This is a genomic window from Candidatus Thermoplasmatota archaeon (genome assembly GCA_038884455.1).
Classification (GTDB): Archaea; Thermoplasmatota; E2; order DHVEG-1; family DHVEG-1; genus JAWABU01.
In genome coordinates, this window is record JAWABU010000024.1 from 1 (window position 1) to 15,501 (window position 15,501).

Consider the following 15,501-nt stretch of genomic DNA (forward strand, 5'->3'; position numbering starts at 1 on the left):
AATAACAGAAAAGATTTAACCGAACATATAACTACACTTACTGAGTTTAAGAAAGATAGAATCGCTTTTCATATGAATGAAATGAAAAAACTACTTGAAATGAGTTTAAAAGCACAAGAAAAAAATAAGCGAAGAACATAAAATATTTTTTCAATATCTTTTTATACTCCTTTTTACACTCTTTAGTGATGACAACAAAAAAGAAGTCTGTAAAAAGAGGTTTATCTCCTGCGAAAAAAGCATGGATCACCCGTAAGATAAAAAGTGGAAAATCCAAGTATCAAACAGCAAAGGAACTTAATATTTCTAAAGATACTGTATATAACATAGCGAAACACCTTCCAAGTAAACCTTGTGGATGGCCAGGGATACGGGGAAAAACTCTTGATTTACTCCAAGAACTTGTAACGAAAGGATATGCATTTTCTTCATCTAAGGATGCCCAAGGTCGATTTATAATATTAAAGAAGTATTTTCCTACTATTCATAGAGTACGTATGTTCGGCAGATCCATCTTTTACTTAGAAGGAAAAGAACAGATAGCGACTCAGGAATTTTTATGGCATATAAACAAGAAAATAATCAGTTATCAGGAATTAAAACAGGTAACTAAGGTTTTTGGTATTGATCTAAGTAAACAGGATAAAGAGGCGTTCCTTCTCAGAAAAAGAGGAAACAGAAGATTTGGAAATCAAAAGGTCCAAAAACAGGATTCTCTCCGAGAAAAAGGTGATTCTTTCTCATTTTTTTACCTTCGGAAGTACTGTAAGTATCTCTATTTTTTCGATGAAAATACTCGTAAGATTGCCCTAGACGGTATCTTTTTTTATTTTATATCTTCAATTCCATCGCTGAAATCAGCAGATCGGTTCGAAAACTCATCAAACGCAAGCTGCATATCAACGATCATATCGCGCAGCAGCCGATCGATTCGGTCATTTTCGAACTCCTTCATCCCATCGATATCAGAGAACAACTTCCCCAGGTAGTTTGTCTCATTTTTATGGATCTCAATATTGTATAGTACTTCCTCCATTCTAAATCCCTCAAATTCATAATAAACAGAAGAAATATAATAATCTTTTGGTTAAAATTAAAAAAAAATGATGGACGTCTACAGCATCCGTTCAATAAGAGTGTTGATGTCCTTACCACGGTAGCCGAGCGCTCCACCCATGGTTACCGGTCGTTTAATCCCTTCATATCCTTTTCGAGGGGGGTTTAACCGGAACAATGGTTTCACCTCAGGAATATCTTTATACGAGATTTTTCCCTCGACAAGTGCCTCTGACAGCTGTTCAATACTTTGATACGAGGTTGCTTCCTTGAGGTACTCATCGGTAATCGGTTTATCACCAATCAGCATGCCACGACTTTTGACCAGTTTTTCTAAGGTTTCTTTGGTGATTTCTCCCCAGGTGGTATAATCTTTTACCACTTGGAGCATACCTTTGTTCACCTCGTTTTCCTCGAGGAGCACACAGTGATTTGCCCGAGTTAACCGTAGTAGTTGTAGGGTTTTATGTATATCTGGTTTGATATGGATTGTCCCACGGATTCGAACAACAGCAAACACCATACGTTTTTATCCCTCCGTTTGAGTAGCCACTGGTTGCGATACATCCTGAGATGATGATGGTTGGATGCTTCCAGCGGTAATGTTAATCTTTGCAATCTCCTCAGGGGTAACCCGCGTCTCAGTGTTCACCCGAAGAGAGTTGTACACGGCTTTCGCATAATTGACGACAGTTTTTGTTTGTCCTTTGGTAAACCCCCAGCAGTCTTGAATACCAGCGAGGCGCAGTATCTTTTTTGCAACATCGCCAACCGCAAGGCCAATACCTCGAGGAGCAGGTTTAAACGTCACTTCAACTGACCCACTTTTTCCAGTTATTGAAAAAGGAACAGTATGTGGGGTTTTACATCCACATTCCCAGGATCCGCATCCCCGTCGAACTTCGATGATATTCAGTTTTGCGTTATCAATAGCTTTTTTAATACTTGTTCCAACCTCACGACCTTTTGCCTGACCAAGACCAACATACCCATTTTTATTACCCACTGCAACAGTGATGACAAATTTTACACGACGTCCTGAATCAGTCATCCGCTGTACCATTTTTACGTCTATGACCTCATCTTCGATATCAGGAAGTAACAGATCAATGAGTTCAGGTTCTCGAATTGGAAGACCGGTTTTTAATGCATCACTCATGGTTGTAATCTGACCAGATTTTACCAGTTGCCCAAGTCGTGTTTTCGGCATCCATTCAATTAACGGAACATCCTCTGATAACGGATCAGCACTTCCTCTACTCCTTCTACCCTTCCCTTGCGGCGGCATCATTCCTTACCTCCTTGAAGTATTTTAGTTTTTACTGCTTCAACAGCAGCTGCAATATCAGCATTCAAATGTTTCCCAAGGATTCTCTCTTCAGAGGGCAACATTTCAGGGTCATGTGGGCAGACAATTCCTGCATCAACAACACCTTTTAATGCGGCAAAGAGGGTGTTTCCCTTCGTTGGTTTATTTCGTCCGATATCTAAAATTCCTTCGGTAATTCCATGTTGTTTTGCGCGCACTCCTGCAAGCAGACCGGTAAGATATGCAGCAGGTGTCGCAGCTGATGAATATTTCCATGCATATTTTGTCGTGAGTTCTTTTGAAAACGCAGAGGCAAGAACCTTGTCTCCACTCTGATCAAATGCAATGACTTGTACTCTGATATACTGTAGCGATCTTCGGGCAACAATCCGTGGTTTTTTTGATTTCAGTAGCTTTAATCGTTTTCGGTAGTCAGTTCGTCCCTGACGATGTCGTCGTGGTTTGACATGATATCGTGGACCTGCCTTCATTGTTTTTCCTCCTTAAGAATACCATCTGCAATCAGCCGTGTTTTCAGGTATTGTTTGTTCCGGAATTCTCCACCTTTTGCTTTTTGATAATAGAGTCGATACACATGAGGTGTAATGGTTTTCGTATCACGGAGCTCGCGGAGATAGGTTCGTAACGGTCGAATCGTTCGAATCCATCGTTCTTTACGAGGCAATCGTGCATATTTTTTTCCTTTTCGAGATCCAATCCCTCGTCGCCGTCCTTTCTCCCGTTGCTTTTTTAAATAGTTTTTTCGACCACGAGATATCCCTTTGATTGGTTGTGCTTTGATAGCACCACCGTTAATGAGAATTGAAACATCATGTCTAGTTACTGCTTTTGCTATTTCGTCAAGCCGGTCAGGATCCATCCACACCCGGTTTTGACCACATTTTAAGATATCTGCTGCCATACGTCGTTGATTTCGAAGATCAGTCATACTCTTACACCTTCATATTTAATACACGAATGTTACGTTCTTGAGCTTTTTTTGCAATTTCCTGACGTTTTTTCGTTCCAACGGTCGCACCGATTCGTGCTGCCTGGGTTTTCGGATCGAGTTTGTCAAGTTCAGCTGGAGTATGGATAATCACTTCTGAAAAACCTGAGGGATGCAATCCTCGGACATCATGAGGTCCTTTAAATCCAATACGGACTTTACTTGGTCGGTATTTGAAGTTTCTTCGCATCTTTGAGGTATACCCGTCAGGAGCACGCCAGTTCCGGGGAATCCGTTTATAGCGGAACCATTCTTCTCGTAAAAACTCAGGAGTTCGTTTTTTCAGTTGTTTCCGAATACGAAGCTGTCGTTTGAGATCATCGGTTACTACTGGTTTAATTTTTGGTTTGTAGCGCTGTTCTGTTTCATCAACAATTTCAACTTCATCTTGTACCGAAGATTTTTTATCTGAATCTTCGGTTTTTTCTTTTTCTTCTACCGCTTTTTTTGTTTCGGTCGGTTTTGTTTTCTCTTCGGTATCTTTTTTTTCCGGTTTCTTTTCTTTTTTGTGTTCAGGTTTTTGGTGTAATTGTTCAATAATGTCTGATGCGTTTTTCTTTGAAATACCTTTAATTTTTGTCAGATCTTCAACGCTTGCACGTCGGAGTTTTTCCATTGAATCATACCCGTGGCTATAGAGTAGTTCAGCTTTTGCTTCTCCAACTCCTTTTAACGAAGTAAATTCTTTAATAACGTCTTTTTTCGTCATGTGTTTACCCTCGCGTACTAGTTAGATAAATGCCGTCTTGGAACACACGGACATCTCGATTTTTTACCTTGGTCGCTCGTTCGATATTTGCAGCTGTTTGTCCAACTTTTTCCCGGTCAATACCAGAAACAATGACGATATCTCCTTTGACTTCAACTTTGACGTTGTCGCAAATCTCAGCATATCGTGGTGCGCGTTCGCCAAGGAAGTTTTGAATCACTACTCTGTTTTTATCGACACTTGTTTTGATTGGGAAATGTGAATATACGGTTTTCATCGTGTAAGTATATCCTTCGGTTACGCCTTTGATCATATTTCGAACATGTGCTCGATACGTACCGACTAATGCTTTTTCTTTCCGATGGATCGTACCGCGGCAGATGATTTCAATACAACCGTCGTGCAGCTGAATTTCAAGTTTGGGGTGATTCATGGTACGAGTCAGCTCACCATGAGGTCCTTTGATCGTCATGACACCTTGTGCATAGGTCGCTGTTACGTGTTCTGGGATTTTGATAGTTTCCTTCAGTTCGGTTTTTTCAGACATATCATGTCACCTTTCTTTCACTACACGTCGATACTTAGTAAATAAACGCGAGTAATTTTCCTCCGATGCCTTTCTGTCGAGCTTCATAATGCGACAAGATTCCTTCAGTGGTTGTCATAATGAGGAGTCCGAAATCACGCGCTGGGAGATACCGTGATTCCCATTTTTCCATCTCTTCTCGTTTAATGGGATACCGTGGTTTTATGACACCGCAATTGTTGATATTTCCTTTCAGTTTGACCTGAAATGCTCCAGCTTTTCCATCATCAACGTATTCGTAATTTTCTAAGTATCCTTTTTCTTTTAAAACAGTAAGAACGCCACCAATCAGTTTTGATGAGGGACGAATCGTACAGGTACTCATCCCACGCATCTGAGCATTTTTGATGGTTGATAATGCATCTGCAAGTGGATCATTTAACATTTATTTTCACACGCCCCTTTTTTAATCATATTTTTTAAATCCAAGTTCTTCAGCTTTGTCTCTGAAACATTGACGGCAGAGATGTAGTCCATATCTGCGGATGATTCCACGTTTTCGACCACAGAGTTCACATCCTACTTTCCGACCGAAAAACTTCTTTCGCTCTTTGATTCTCATGTGACCACCTCAACCTTATACTGCTCGGTGAGTAGCTTCATCGCTTCGTCAATGGTAACTTGATGTTTCTTTGGGATTTTCCGTTGGTCAATCCGACGATGTTTCACTCGATACCCTGGTTTTTCAAGGGTAACACAAATATCCATACCAAAAATTCCAATTGTTGGATCGTATTTTTGTCCTTCAAATAAGGTATGATCAGGAACGCCAAAGGATAAATTTCCTTGGCTATCAAAGGAGTAATCAGCAATTTTATTATCGCGGGTTTTCAACGCATCAATTAAAAACTTTTCTGCCTTTTTTTTCCGAAGGGTGACTTTGCATCCAATCGGCATCATTTTCCGTAGACCCCAATCCTTATTCGTTGTTTTTGATAAGGTTTGAACTGGTTTCTGACCGGTGAGTTTTTGAAGAACCGTCTCAGCTTTTTTGAGTTTTTCACCTGCTTCTCCGACACCGATGTTTACCGTAATTTTTGCAACGTATGGCTGGATCATTTTTGCATGTTGTTTCTTCTGAGGAATCTTTTTTGGAGCTTTTTTTACTTCTGATGTTTTTGCTACGTTTTTCTGCGATGTTGTCATTGTATGGTCACCTCAGGTAAGCTAATCGCTGGTTTGGTTTTTCCAACGGGAAATACGTAGTCTGTGATTGTTGAGAATTCAGTTGCACCCGTCATATATGCAAGATTTGGTTTTGATGAAGGTACAATTTGAATTTCTTTGATATTTGCAAGTTCACCGACATGACTACCGCCGGTAATTAATGCAACCACTCCTCGTTCAAATTTAAAAACATCAGAAACAGTGTTATCTTTCAGATTAAGTTTGAGGACATCGCCAGTTTTATATTCGTCTTTCTCGACCAGCAGATTGCGTCCATCATGGAGATGAATCTGGATTTTTTTCCCTTTGATAATTGATTTATTTTTTATCAGGCAAAGTTTCCATTCTGCATCAATACTTTCAATGGGGACAAGACAGAGTTTTCCATTTCGATCATACATCATCCGAAAATCCTTTTTTAGCTTCGGGATAGACACAACATCCATCAATCCAACTGGAAACTTATGGTTTTTCCGAGGGACACCGTCGACAAGAAGTTCACCATGTGCAACTACTCGTTTTGCTTCTTTGTACGTATCGCAGAGTTTCAGATAATCCCGAGCGATTATTCCAAGTGGAACTGATTGATCAAGAGCATGGGGACCTGGCTGAGCCTTGATAATCCATTTCTTCTCCTTTCGAGGTATTTTTAGTGTTCTTGATGCAGCAAGTCGTTTCAAATGTTTACTCATGCTTTACCCTCCGTATCCTTTTTTTTCTTTGCTGCAGGAGCTGATTTCTGTTCGCTCTCAGCAACAGCTATCTCTTGCTTTTCTTCTGTTGTATCAGCAGCAGGTTGTTTTGGTTCAGGTGGTACTTCTTCTCGGACTTCTTGGGGTTGTTCTCCTGTTTTCTGTTCTGCTTCTTGTGCTGCTTTTTTTTCTGCGGCTTTTGCTTCTGCTTCAGCTTTTCGTCGTGCTTCTTGTTGTTCCCTGAGTTGCTCTTCTGCTTCCCGTTCGATTTCTTTTCGTACTTCAGCTGATACCTTTCGTTCGAGTTTCTCACGTCGCCATTTATCAGTCAGATTTAATTTCGTAATCAGGAGCGTACTTGCATGCAGTGGTTTTGGTATTTTTTTACCATCTGCTTTCACAATGGTTACTCCTTCGAGTTCAACGAGTTGGTTTCGAACGTCAACTCGTGTCACTTTATCTTCATGTCCCTTGTAACTTCCGCGCATAACTTTTGCGGTATCTCCTTTGATAATAGGGATACTTCGCCGGTCGTATTTTAATAACAAATTTTCAGCAAGATGCGCCGATGTCCATTTTCGTTTTTTATGCAGCGGAGCATTGTATAAAAACTTCCGTTGTTTTCCTGGTTTTTTTGACCTTGTCATATACCATCAACTCATACAATAATCGGTGCTAATGATGCAATTTTTGGCCATCGTTCAGCAGCCTCAAGGGCAACAGGTCCTTTGATTTGTGTTCCTTTTGTTTCTCCGGTATCGGTCACGAGAACAGCAGCGTTATCCTCAAATTGAACCATAGTTCCATCCGGTCGTCGGAATGGTCTCCGTTGACGAACAATGACTGCCTTGAGAATCTGCCGTTTCATATCTGAGGCACCTCGTTTTACACTGACGATAACAAGATCTCCAACGCCAGCAGTTGGTGTTCGCCGATGAACGTTTTTCAGTTTTGGTGTCATCATGATTTGAACAACTTTTGCACCTGTATTGTCAATACAGTTTAATCGTGCTCCAACGGGAAGACCCCGCATTACTCGACCAGCGATTCCTTTCATAGTTTACTTCACCTTTTAGATTTTCTCGATTGCAACAAATGAGACGGTTTTACTGAGTGGTCTACATTCAGCGATTCGGACATTATCCCCAGGTTTAACTTTGATACAGGGAGGACAATGTGCATGGTATTTTGATGTTCTTTTTTCATATCGCTCATACTTTGGAACAAACCGCATGTATTCTCGTTTAATGGTAATTGAATCCTGCATTTTTGTTGAAACAACCACACCGGTTAGTATCTGCCCGCGAATCGGCAGTTTCCCATGAAAGGGACAGTTTATATCTGAACAGGTTGTTTGTGGTGGTTCAACAGGAACACCTATGTTCCGAGTTGTTTGGTTTTTTTCTGCCACTATGTTCACCTTGCTTTTTTTATTCTATCTTCAGGTCGATACATCAATCGTTTTCCTTCAACGATTATTTTTTTTCCGTGATAGTCGAATTCAAAGGTTGCTGTTTCTTTAGCGATGCGTTTTCTTTTTCCTTTGATTTCGATGATGAAGGTATGTTTTGTTTCATCGATGACAACACCAGATTTTTGAATCCAGGTTGGATCGGTACATGCAACAATATTGATACGTCGTCCGATGAGTTCATCGTGAACGATATCTATATCCATTGGTGCCTCGCATGAAGAGCGAAAGAGGTGGTACTACGGTTTTAGATCACTTCAACGACGAAACCAAGCTTCGTCAACGCATCTTTTACTTTCGCTCGGTGATCCCCTTGGAGTTCTATTTTTCCTTCTTTGATAGTACCGCCGCATGCGCAGATAGATTTCAGATTGCTTACCAGGGCGCCGAGATCAAGGTCGTGAGGGTTGATACCTTCAACAACCGTCATCACCTTGCCGTATCGCCGTTGGTCAACTGCAACCGTGATCTTTTGCTGCTCACGAGCGATTTCTTCACAGACACAGATCTCTTTAGGTAGACCACATTTCGCGCAAATATCACTCATTTGATTTCTCCTTCCTCCTGCATAACGGTAAGTATGCGTGCAATGGATTGTCGTATCTGCCTGATTTTTCCAGGTGATGGAGATGATCCACCCATTGCAGATACACCTCGTTCATGCATAAGATCAGCTTTTAACTCCTGGAGCTTCTTTTTTCGCTCATCAGGACTTAGCTCACGGATTTCTTTAACTTTTAACGCTATTGGTATCACCTTCTTCAATTAGTTTTTTAATATGTTTCACAATGAGTTCTGCTGTTTTTTGGCCGATACCCGGGATTGCGAGAATATCTTCAAGGTTCATTGAGTAGAGTTCTTCAAGTGAGGTAATCTTTGCTTTTTCAAGTTTTTTAACAACTGCTGGTCCGATACCTTGGATCTGGGTGATCTTTTTGATATCTGTTTTCTTTTCCAGTTCTGGTTCAGCTTTGATCTCGGTTTTTCTTTCTACGATTCTTTCAATCTGTTTTTTCGCTTCACCTTCTTCTTTTCGTATTATCACTTCGTCAGGAAGTTTTGCATCAGGTCGCATGATCCGGACTTTGACACCAAGGACTCCTGGTTTTAATTTTGCAACAGCATACCCGGTATCCATAACTTCTTTTGCTGTTTCACCGCAGTATTTGATATGTCCTTCAACAAATTTCTCGGTTCGGTGGCGCGCACCGGTAAGTTTTCCTGCAATGATAACTTGGCATCCTTTTGCCCCCGCATTCATAATCCGTCGAACCGTTGAATGTCCTGCTCGTCTGAAATGCCATCCTCGTTCGAGGGCTTCAGCTAGCTTTTCTGCCATAATCTGTGCATTGAGTGATGCTTGTGCTCCTGCCTCTTGAATCTCAATTTGAGGATTATCAACATTATATTTTGTTTGAATATTCTCGGTTAACTCTTTGATTTTTGCACCGCTTTTTCCAATTACCATACCTGGTCGTTCGACAAGAATGTTCACGCGGGTCCCAATCGGTGTTCGTTGGATGGTCATGCCGCCAAAACCAGCGCCTTCGATTTCATTGATGAGAAATTGTTTTATTCGTACTCGTTTGACGTTTTCCCGAACAAATTTCCGTTCGCTTGCCATTTATTCAACCTCTTCGAGAATAATTTCGATGTTCGTGGTTTGTTCATTTTTATTGGTTGCTCGTCCATGTGCACGAGGCATATAGCCTTGTATTGTTCTTCCCTGGTATGCAGCAATATGCGTGATTTTCATGTTGTCAACATCGAAACCTTTGTATTCAGCATTGTTTTCAGCGTTTTTAACAACCTTTAACATATAGCTTGCTGTTTTTTTCGGAAAGCTTCCTGGTCCGATTCCTTTCTGATGATGAACTTTTTGTTTATGGTAGACTGCAGGCAATGCTCGTTTCATTTCGATGATCTCTTCAAGGTATTTTTTTGCTTCAGCAACAGTCATTCCTTTCAATGCATGAGCACAGTTAATTGCGTCTTTCCATGAGCAATGAAGTTCGTAGCCATAGGCTTTTGCGCTTTTATCTGGGTCTCGTTCAGCTGTATATTTTGGCATAGTCCATCACTTTAACGGCATAAATTTCGATGACCGGGTAGCTCCTACACCAGGTCCGGTATGTTTTACTTTTTTTCTCGTCAATGCAAATTCTCCAAGATAATGACCAAGCATCTGTGGTTGAATTGACACTTTTTCATAATCTTTTCCGTTGTGGACAAGAATGGTATGACCAATAAAGTCAGGTAAAATAATCATGCTTCGACAATGGGTTTTAATGAGGTCACCATGTTGTGCTTTTTTCACATCTTCCCAGAGCTTATTTTGATCATAGGTTAAACCACGTTTTAACGTTCTTCGTGCTCGTGACGGTAGAATCGGTATTAATTCTTCAAGAGGCATTTTTTTGATTTCTTCGATGGTGTGGCCATAGTAAAGAAACTCTTTCTTCCTGGTTTCGATTTTTTTGCGTTGTTGTTTCCGTTTGCTTTTTGCTGAAACACCAAATTCTTTTTCTACCATGATCTTACCTTCTTCCAGCTCTGCGAGCAGCAATATGACCAACCTTGCGACCTGGTGGTGCTCCACGTGAAACTGTGCTTGGTTTACCGATATGCTGGTGACTTCCACCACCATGAGGATGATCAACAGGGTTCATTGCAACTCCTCGAACCACAGGATATTTTTTCCCTTTCTTTCGCCGTGCAAAAAATTTTTTCCCTGCTTTCATAAATGGTTTTTCTTTTCTTCCGCCACCAGCAGCAATGCCGATGGTTGCGCGACAATTTGAATTTAAGGTTTTAAACTGACCTGAGGGTAGTCGGATGACCGTTCGATCTGCTTCATGGGAGACAATTGCTGCTCCGCTTCCACCTGCTCGAACCAGTTTTCCACCGTCGCCAGGTGTTACCTCGATATTATAGATAGGATATCCTTCAGGTACGATACCAATCGGGAGAACATTTCCTAGTTCACAGTCATTTTTACTTCGAGAATATTTTATCTGTTGGCCGACTGTTGTTCCTTCGGTTGCAAGGATCAAGGTTTTTGTTTTATCCTCAAGCATGAGTTCTGCAACTGGTGCGCTCCTTCCCGGATCGTGGAGAATGTTTACTACGGTACCTTGTACTTCTTGAGCAGGAATATATTTTACTTCTCCTCGATTTTTATGAGTTGGTGCAGTATATCGTCCGCGAAACCGCCCACGTCGTTGTTGGATAAGATTCTTTCCCATACCTCACCGCTCCTTAGAATACCCCGATTCGCATGCCGATATCTTCAGCTTTCACCTCTGGCATGAAGACAACCAGGGCATGTTTTCCTTGAGGCGTGATTCTTGTATTTACTGTTTTTACTTTCGCATCAAACATTTTTTCAACCGCTTTTTTAATTGTTGCTTTGGTTGCTGTTCGTCGAACAATGAATTCTAATGCATTGTTTTTTTCCATGTGTTGCATGGTTTTTTCAGTGACATACGGATGGAGAATAATGTCATATGGATCCATCTATTTCTTCCCTCCAAACATCGAAAATGCTGATTTGGTAAAAACGGTTAAGCGACCTGCAGTACCGCCTGGTGCAAGGTCTTCAATATCAAGAGATGCAGGGGTTGTAATGTCAACGCCACTGAGATTGCGAGCGCTTTTTTCCAACTCCTTGTTCGTTGCAACGATTAGCACTGATTTCGGGATCCGATATTTTCGTCCCCTCATTTTTCCGCGACCTGCCCGGATGTGTTTACCGTGTATTGCTCGTTCGACATCTGCGTAGATACCGAGTTTTTGAAACACAGTGATAACGTCTTTTGTTTTTGTTATCTTTTCAAACGAATCATCAAGAACTACCGGCAAGGTTACAGTACTTTCAAAGCGATGCCCTCGTTGCGTTACTAAGTCTTTGTTTGCGGTTGCCGCAAGCGCTGAATTTCGGGCAAGGATTTTTTCTTTTTTATTGATTTTTTCCTTCCAGTTTTTTTCTGCTTTCGGTGGATGCGCCCGTCGTCCTCCAACGACACACGGTGCAAGCGCTGCTGCGTTTCCTTGAGTTAAACGTGGAACCCGAGACATCCCTCGTCCTTTTCCTACTGATTCGACAGCATGTCGTTTTCCTGCCATCGGATCTGCGCCGTAGGGTTGTCGTTGATTTGAATGAACGACATTGAAGGATTTTTTGATGATGTCTGGGCGGTAGGGTGTTTTGAAAACTGCAGGTAAATCGATTTTTTCCTGTGCTTGTCCATCAACACTATAAATATTGATCTTTGTCATGCTTAGACACCTTGTTTACTTGTTGTTGAGATGTAGGTTATTTCAGGTTTTTTGATTTGGACACCGCGTTGGTATCGTACTGCGTCACGCATGCCGATCAGTCGTTTTGCAGGTCCAGGAATTGAACCGTGAAGAAGGATGTAGGATGATTGAATAATGCCGTAATGGGGGAATCCACCTGCAGGCGTAATTTCTTCTCCGTTTTCACCGATTTTTAAGACGCGTTTGTTGAATTCGGTTCGTCGGTGGTATCCCATTTGTCCTGCTTGAGGAACTGTTGCTGGTATCCAGTTGGGATGCCATGCACCAGCAGTACCGATCATCCGTCGGTGTTTTGAGTTTTTGTGATGGAGGAGTTTTACACCCCATCGTTGAATGTGACCTTGGAATCCTTTTCCTTTGGTGACTGCAATGATGTCGAGCATATCTCCTTCGTGGATAACGTCGTTGATTTTCAGTTCTTTTCCAAGGATCTCTTGAGCGTATGTGATCTGTTGTTCAAGAGTTCCTCCGCCAATTTTAACTTCAGAGAGTTCAGGAGTTTTCTTAGGGATACCGATGAGTTTTGGTTGAGTATAGACAATTGCATGGATTTCGTCAGCATCTTTTATGAAATCCCAGTTTTTCTGACTTTGTTTTTTTGGGAGAGGGATGCGCCGGGAGAGTTCAGCATCCAGTTTTTCAGCCCAGATTTCACCGATTGCTTGCAATCCATAGGCTGTTTTTTGATATGCTCGGATTGCCGCTATTTTGATTGGTGGTGTTTCGACGACCGTGACCGCCATTTTCACCTCTCGACCTGAGGTTGTAGATGTTGGGCGGTAGTCAACAATAAATGCATGGGTCATTCCTGCTTTATAGCCAAAGAACCCTTGGATTTTTGGTTTGTCTCCACCTTCAGCCCAGCGGTTGATATGAGGAGTTTGAGTTGCAGCTCTTTTCCGTGGCGAAAAGCCTCGTGAACCTGGTATAGGACGATGTATATCTGGCATAGGTTAGCCTCTCATGTAGGGTTTTTTTCTGGTATGAACACAAAGTATTGTTCATGGTTTTTTCTATACCGTGACATCGTGCACACCGTCAAAAATTATGAGTATGACTGTGTGGTACCGGGTTTCTCGATGGAATTGCCCGATGATGTCTGGTATAGACCAGGAAGCAAGACATAAAAAAATTGGTATATAAATCTTATTGTGCAGGTTTTCATATGGTTTGTCTGTCTCTTTTTTTGTGGGTATATGTCTTCGCTGCAATATTTGTTCAAGATTTTTATGACGTAGGGTTTTAGAAATATTTATATACATATTTTGTATTTATTGTTAAAATGAAATCGTTACAATTTAAAATTTAGTTCAAAAGGTGGTTCCCTGGATCATTTGATTAAACTACTCAAAGATAACAACCTCAAAATTACACCGCAGCGCATCAGCATCCTCTCATATCTCGAACACCATCGCACGCATCCTACCGCTGATGACATCTATAAAGCACTCAAACAAAAAACACCATCACTCTCTAAAACAACGGTATATAACGCTCTCGAAACGCTCAAACAACACAACCTCATCCATTCATTAACCATCTCTGGCTCAGAAGCACGCTACGACATCAAACAAGAACTCCATCACCATTTCTACTGTACATACTGTAAAAAAATATTTGATATTGATCTCTGCTGTCCAAACATCGAGCAAGTCACGCAACAGGGATACCATATTGATGAAGTTCATGGATACTTTAGAGGGTTGTGTCCTCTGTGTCAAAGGAAACGTGAGCAGCCATGAATGAAACAACGCTCCATAAAATATCCTACGGAGTCTATATTGTCAGTTCCAAAAACGGTGAAAAATTTAACGGTCAAATCGCCAATGCACTCTTCCAAGTTACCGCTCATCCACCGACGATTGCTATGAGTATCAACACCCAGAATCTCACCCATGAGTATCTCCTCAAAAGCAAGGTTTTTAGTGTTTCGATACTTTCTGAACAAACCCCGATGCCGTTCATTGGTACCTTTGGATTTAAATCAGGAAGAAACATCGATAAATTCAACAACGTCTCCTACAAAATCGGAATTACTGGAGCACCAATTGTCCTTGATCACACCCTTGCTTATCTAGAGGGAACGATTCAGAACTCCATTCAAACAGGGACGCATACTGTTTTTATCGGAAGGGTTGAAAATGCAGAGATTCTTTCTTCGGACAAACCAATGACGTATGCGTATTACCATGAGATTAAAGGCGGCGTCTCACCAAAAACAGCACCAACGTACAGCGGCGCTGCTGATCAAAAAAAGAAAAAGGAGGAACCAAAAATGAATAAATATGTTTGTACTGTCTGCGGCTATGAATACGACCCTGCACAAGGAGATCCTGACAACAATATACCCCCAGGAACACCCTTTGAAAAACTTCCTGACAGTTGGGTATGTCCAGTCTGTGGGGCAGGGAAAGATGCATTTGAAATACAATAAAAGTCGTATAAGGGGGGAAAAAACCGTGTGTCAAACCTGTAATGAACCTCAGAAACACAAGAAGATTCAATATATGTGTGATTGTCAAAACAAGGCGTGCACCTGCGATTCAGTTATCGAATTCGATACTGATCCACATGCAACTCCATACTGTTGTGGTGCACCCATGAAACGAAAAAGATAACCTAAAAATGAGAGGGATAGATATGGGAAAAAAGAATAAAAAACTAAATATTAAGACTAAACCTGAAGAGCAAGCATTAACCACCAAAACAGCAACTGAAATGTGGAATCCCTTTGATGTCATTGAAAATATCAATCGATTTTTCTGGGATGATCCATGGATGCCGCTGTGGTGGCGACGCTGGCAGAACATTGAACCCTGGAATCAAACCATGATGCATGCAAATGCAAAAATCACTCCTGTCGATCTCGTTGACCACGGTGATCATTACCTGATTCATGCTGAGATGCCAGGTATTGCAAAAAAGGATTTAGATGTGCATCTCACCCCGACGAAAATTAGTATCTGCGGGAAAACGAAACTTGAGTTCGATGAGGAAAACAAAGGCTTTCTCAGACGAGAACGACGATACTCAACGTTGTGTCGAAACTTGCAGTTCCCTGAAGAGGTAAACCCGGAGGAAGCAGATGCAACATTATCTGAAGGGATACTCACCGTCAAGGTCCCAAAGAAAACTCCATCACCGCAGGGGAAAAAAGTACCGATTAAATAAAAACATATGCC

General features: G+C 41.4%; 27 protein-coding genes and 1 pseudogene. 4 read left to right on the forward strand and 24 right to left on the reverse strand.

The window, feature by feature from the left end; all coding sequences use genetic code 11:
- Nucleotides 1-826: 826 nt before the first annotated feature.
- The 24 genes and pseudogenes from QXL17_05255 to QXL17_05370 form a co-directional block, all read right to left on the reverse strand.
- Complete coding sequence (locus QXL17_05255; GenBank protein ID MEM4258542.1) at nucleotides 827-1,036, reverse strand: hypothetical protein; 210 nt, start codon at nucleotides 1,034-1,036, stop codon at nucleotides 827-829.
- A gap of 78 nt (nucleotides 1,037-1,114) precedes the next feature.
- Entirely contained in the window at nucleotides 1,115-1,579 is a 465-nt protein-coding gene (locus QXL17_05260; protein MEM4258543.1) for a 50S ribosomal protein L30, read from the reverse strand.
- A 6-nt stretch (nucleotides 1,580-1,585) separates the two neighbouring features.
- Nucleotides 1,586-2,266 (reverse strand): 30S ribosomal protein S5, encoded by a 681-nt coding sequence (locus QXL17_05265; GenBank protein MEM4258544.1) that lies wholly within the window; start codon nucleotides 2,264-2,266, stop codon nucleotides 1,586-1,588.
- Between the two features lie 77 nt (nucleotides 2,267-2,343).
- Nucleotides 2,344-2,856 carry a 50S ribosomal protein L18 gene (locus QXL17_05270; GenBank protein ID MEM4258545.1) on the reverse strand — a complete coding sequence of 171 codons (513 nt, stop codon included), beginning with the start codon at nucleotides 2,854-2,856 and terminating at the stop codon, nucleotides 2,344-2,346.
- On the reverse strand, nucleotides 2,853-3,314 hold the full coding sequence (locus tag QXL17_05275; protein ID MEM4258546.1) for a 50S ribosomal protein L19e: 462 nt from the start codon (nucleotides 3,312-3,314) through the stop codon (nucleotides 2,853-2,855). The genes QXL17_05270 and QXL17_05275 overlap by 4 nt, the downstream gene beginning before the upstream one ends.
- Nucleotides 3,315-3,318: 4 nt before the next feature.
- Entirely contained in the window at nucleotides 3,319-4,083 is a 765-nt protein-coding gene (locus tag QXL17_05280) for a 50S ribosomal protein L32e (GenBank protein MEM4258547.1), read from the reverse strand.
- 4 nt (nucleotides 4,084-4,087) lie between these two features.
- Nucleotides 4,088-4,630 carry a 50S ribosomal protein L6 gene (locus tag QXL17_05285; GenBank protein ID MEM4258548.1) on the reverse strand — a complete coding sequence of 181 codons (543 nt, stop codon included), beginning with the start codon at nucleotides 4,628-4,630 and terminating at the stop codon, nucleotides 4,088-4,090.
- Nucleotides 4,631-4,664: 34 nt separating this feature from the next.
- Nucleotides 4,665-5,054 (reverse strand): 30S ribosomal protein S8, encoded by a 390-nt coding sequence (locus QXL17_05290; GenBank protein ID MEM4258549.1) that lies wholly within the window; start codon nucleotides 5,052-5,054, stop codon nucleotides 4,665-4,667.
- A 21-nt stretch (nucleotides 5,055-5,075) separates the two neighbouring features.
- A complete protein-coding gene (locus tag QXL17_05295; GenBank protein MEM4258550.1) occupies nucleotides 5,076-5,231 on the reverse strand; it encodes a 30S ribosomal protein S14 in 156 nt (51 codons plus the stop codon).
- Nucleotides 5,228-5,815: a 50S ribosomal protein L5 gene (locus QXL17_05300; protein ID MEM4258551.1), complete on the reverse strand. Its 588-nt coding sequence runs from the start codon at nucleotides 5,813-5,815 to the stop codon at nucleotides 5,228-5,230. The genes QXL17_05295 and QXL17_05300 overlap by 4 nt, the downstream gene beginning before the upstream one ends.
- A complete protein-coding gene (locus QXL17_05305) occupies nucleotides 5,812-6,528 on the reverse strand; it encodes a 30S ribosomal protein S4e (GenBank protein ID MEM4258552.1) in 717 nt (238 codons plus the stop codon). Before QXL17_05305 ends, QXL17_05300 begins: the two co-directional genes overlap by 4 nt.
- Nucleotides 6,529-6,821: 293 nt before the next feature.
- A pseudogene (rplX, locus tag QXL17_05310) lies at nucleotides 6,822-7,175 on the reverse strand (50S ribosomal protein L24).
- A gap of 11 nt (nucleotides 7,176-7,186) precedes the next feature.
- Nucleotides 7,187-7,585, reverse strand: a complete 399-nt coding sequence (locus QXL17_05315; protein MEM4258553.1) for a 50S ribosomal protein L14 — start codon at nucleotides 7,583-7,585, stop codon at nucleotides 7,187-7,189.
- 15 nt (nucleotides 7,586-7,600) lie between these two features.
- Nucleotides 7,601-7,939: a 30S ribosomal protein S17 gene (locus QXL17_05320; GenBank protein MEM4258554.1), complete on the reverse strand. Its 339-nt coding sequence runs from the start codon at nucleotides 7,937-7,939 to the stop codon at nucleotides 7,601-7,603.
- Nucleotides 7,940-7,944: 5 nt separating this feature from the next.
- Nucleotides 7,945-8,205, reverse strand: coding sequence for a ribonuclease P protein subunit (locus QXL17_05325; protein MEM4258555.1), 261 nt, complete (start codon nucleotides 8,203-8,205; stop codon nucleotides 7,945-7,947).
- 41 nt (nucleotides 8,206-8,246) lie between these two features.
- Complete coding sequence (gene yciH, locus QXL17_05330; protein MEM4258556.1) at nucleotides 8,247-8,546, reverse strand: stress response translation initiation inhibitor YciH; 300 nt, start codon at nucleotides 8,544-8,546, stop codon at nucleotides 8,247-8,249.
- Nucleotides 8,543-8,752, reverse strand: a complete 210-nt coding sequence (rpmC, locus tag QXL17_05335; protein MEM4258557.1) for a 50S ribosomal protein L29 — start codon at nucleotides 8,750-8,752, stop codon at nucleotides 8,543-8,545. The genes yciH and rpmC overlap by 4 nt, the downstream gene beginning before the upstream one ends.
- Nucleotides 8,730-9,623: a 30S ribosomal protein S3 gene (locus tag QXL17_05340; protein MEM4258558.1), complete on the reverse strand. Its 894-nt coding sequence runs from the start codon at nucleotides 9,621-9,623 to the stop codon at nucleotides 8,730-8,732. The genes rpmC and QXL17_05340 overlap by 23 nt, the downstream gene beginning before the upstream one ends.
- A complete protein-coding gene (locus QXL17_05345) occupies nucleotides 9,624-10,070 on the reverse strand; it encodes a 50S ribosomal protein L22 (protein MEM4258559.1) in 447 nt (148 codons plus the stop codon). It lies immediately after the preceding gene.
- Between the two features lie 6 nt (nucleotides 10,071-10,076).
- Nucleotides 10,077-10,532, reverse strand: a complete 456-nt coding sequence (locus QXL17_05350) for a 30S ribosomal protein S19 (protein ID MEM4258560.1) — start codon at nucleotides 10,530-10,532, stop codon at nucleotides 10,077-10,079.
- A 4-nt stretch (nucleotides 10,533-10,536) separates the two neighbouring features.
- Nucleotides 10,537-11,244, reverse strand: a complete 708-nt coding sequence (locus QXL17_05355; protein ID MEM4258561.1) for a 50S ribosomal protein L2 — start codon at nucleotides 11,242-11,244, stop codon at nucleotides 10,537-10,539.
- Nucleotides 11,245-11,257: 13 nt separating this feature from the next.
- Nucleotides 11,258-11,515 carry a 50S ribosomal protein L23 gene (locus tag QXL17_05360; protein ID MEM4258562.1) on the reverse strand — a complete coding sequence of 86 codons (258 nt, stop codon included), beginning with the start codon at nucleotides 11,513-11,515 and terminating at the stop codon, nucleotides 11,258-11,260.
- Entirely contained in the window at nucleotides 11,516-12,277 is a 762-nt protein-coding gene (rpl4p, locus tag QXL17_05365; GenBank protein ID MEM4258563.1) for a 50S ribosomal protein L4, read from the reverse strand.
- 2 nt (nucleotides 12,278-12,279) lie between these two features.
- Nucleotides 12,280-13,269, reverse strand: a complete 990-nt coding sequence (locus tag QXL17_05370) for a 50S ribosomal protein L3 (GenBank protein ID MEM4258564.1) — start codon at nucleotides 13,267-13,269, stop codon at nucleotides 12,280-12,282.
- A 384-nt stretch (nucleotides 13,270-13,653) separates the two neighbouring features.
- Here QXL17_05370 and QXL17_05375 point away from each other — a divergent pair, with 384 nt between their 5' ends.
- The 4 genes from QXL17_05375 to QXL17_05390 are packed head-to-tail and all read left to right on the forward strand — an operon-like array spanning nucleotide 13,654 to nucleotide 15,490.
- Nucleotides 13,654-14,061 (forward strand): Fur family transcriptional regulator, encoded by a 408-nt coding sequence (locus tag QXL17_05375; protein ID MEM4258565.1) that lies wholly within the window; start codon nucleotides 13,654-13,656, stop codon nucleotides 14,059-14,061.
- Nucleotides 14,058-14,753 carry a flavin reductase gene (locus tag QXL17_05380; protein MEM4258566.1) on the forward strand — a complete coding sequence of 232 codons (696 nt, stop codon included), beginning with the start codon at nucleotides 14,058-14,060 and terminating at the stop codon, nucleotides 14,751-14,753. The genes QXL17_05375 and QXL17_05380 overlap by 4 nt, the downstream gene beginning before the upstream one ends.
- Nucleotides 14,754-14,778: 25 nt before the next feature.
- A complete protein-coding gene (locus QXL17_05385) occupies nucleotides 14,779-14,937 on the forward strand; it encodes a hypothetical protein (GenBank protein MEM4258567.1) in 159 nt (52 codons plus the stop codon).
- Between the two features lie 22 nt (nucleotides 14,938-14,959).
- Nucleotides 14,960-15,490 carry an Hsp20/alpha crystallin family protein gene (locus QXL17_05390; GenBank protein MEM4258568.1) on the forward strand — a complete coding sequence of 177 codons (531 nt, stop codon included), beginning with the start codon at nucleotides 14,960-14,962 and terminating at the stop codon, nucleotides 15,488-15,490.
- The last annotated feature ends 11 nt before the right edge of the window (nucleotides 15,491-15,501 follow it).

Excerpts from the sequence above, each read along its gene's own strand:
- QXL17_05255 (MEM4258542.1), bottom strand. The coding sequence starts at position 1,036 with ATGGAGGAAGTACTATACAATATTGAGATCCATAAAAATGAGACAAAC.
- QXL17_05260 (MEM4258543.1), bottom strand. The coding sequence starts at position 1,579 with ATGGTGTTTGCTGTTGTTCGAATCCGTGGGACAATCCATATCAAACCA.
- QXL17_05265 (MEM4258544.1), bottom strand. The coding sequence starts at position 2,266 with ATGCCGAAAACACGACTTGGGCAACTGGTAAAATCTGGTCAGATTACA.
- QXL17_05270 (MEM4258545.1), bottom strand. The coding sequence starts at position 2,856 with ATGAAGGCAGGTCCACGATATCATGTCAAACCACGACGACATCGTCAG.
- QXL17_05275 (MEM4258546.1), bottom strand. The coding sequence starts at position 3,314 with ATGACTGATCTTCGAAATCAACGACGTATGGCAGCAGATATCTTAAAA.
- QXL17_05280 (MEM4258547.1), bottom strand. The coding sequence starts at position 4,083 with ATGACGAAAAAAGACGTTATTAAAGAATTTACTTCGTTAAAAGGAGTT.
- QXL17_05285 (MEM4258548.1), bottom strand. The coding sequence starts at position 4,630 with ATGTCTGAAAAAACCGAACTGAAGGAAACTATCAAAATCCCAGAACAC.
- QXL17_05290 (MEM4258549.1), bottom strand. The coding sequence starts at position 5,054 with ATGTTAAATGATCCACTTGCAGATGCATTATCAACCATCAAAAATGCT.
- QXL17_05295 (MEM4258550.1), bottom strand. The coding sequence starts at position 5,231 with ATGAGAATCAAAGAGCGAAAGAAGTTTTTCGGTCGGAAAGTAGGATGT.
- QXL17_05300 (MEM4258551.1), bottom strand. The coding sequence starts at position 5,815 with ATGACAACATCGCAGAAAAACGTAGCAAAAACATCAGAAGTAAAAAAA.
- QXL17_05305 (MEM4258552.1), bottom strand. The coding sequence starts at position 6,528 with ATGAGTAAACATTTGAAACGACTTGCTGCATCAAGAACACTAAAAATA.
- QXL17_05315 (MEM4258553.1), bottom strand. The coding sequence starts at position 7,585 with ATGAAAGGAATCGCTGGTCGAGTAATGCGGGGTCTTCCCGTTGGAGCA.
- QXL17_05325 (MEM4258555.1), bottom strand. The coding sequence starts at position 8,205 with ATGGATATAGATATCGTTCACGATGAACTCATCGGACGACGTATCAAT.
- yciH (MEM4258556.1), bottom strand. The coding sequence starts at position 8,546 with ATGAGTGATATTTGCGCGAAATGTGGTCTACCTAAAGAGATCTGTGTC.
- QXL17_05340 (MEM4258558.1), bottom strand. The coding sequence starts at position 9,623 with ATGGCAAGCGAACGGAAATTTGTTCGGGAAAACGTCAAACGAGTACGA.
- QXL17_05345 (MEM4258559.1), bottom strand. The coding sequence starts at position 10,070 with ATGCCAAAATATACAGCTGAACGAGACCCAGATAAAAGCGCAAAAGCC.
- QXL17_05350 (MEM4258560.1), bottom strand. The coding sequence starts at position 10,532 with ATGGTAGAAAAAGAATTTGGTGTTTCAGCAAAAAGCAAACGGAAACAA.
- QXL17_05355 (MEM4258561.1), bottom strand. The coding sequence starts at position 11,244 with ATGGGAAAGAATCTTATCCAACAACGACGTGGGCGGTTTCGCGGACGA.
- QXL17_05360 (MEM4258562.1), bottom strand. The coding sequence starts at position 11,515 with ATGGATCCATATGACATTATTCTCCATCCGTATGTCACTGAAAAAACC.
- rpl4p (MEM4258563.1), bottom strand. The coding sequence starts at position 12,277 with ATGACAAAGATCAATATTTATAGTGTTGATGGACAAGCACAGGAAAAA.
- QXL17_05370 (MEM4258564.1), bottom strand. The coding sequence starts at position 13,269 with ATGCCAGATATACATCGTCCTATACCAGGTTCACGAGGCTTTTCGCCA.
- QXL17_05380 (MEM4258566.1), top strand. The coding sequence starts at position 14,058 with ATGAATGAAACAACGCTCCATAAAATATCCTACGGAGTCTATATTGTC.
- QXL17_05390 (MEM4258568.1), top strand. The coding sequence starts at position 14,960 with ATGGGAAAAAAGAATAAAAAACTAAATATTAAGACTAAACCTGAAGAG.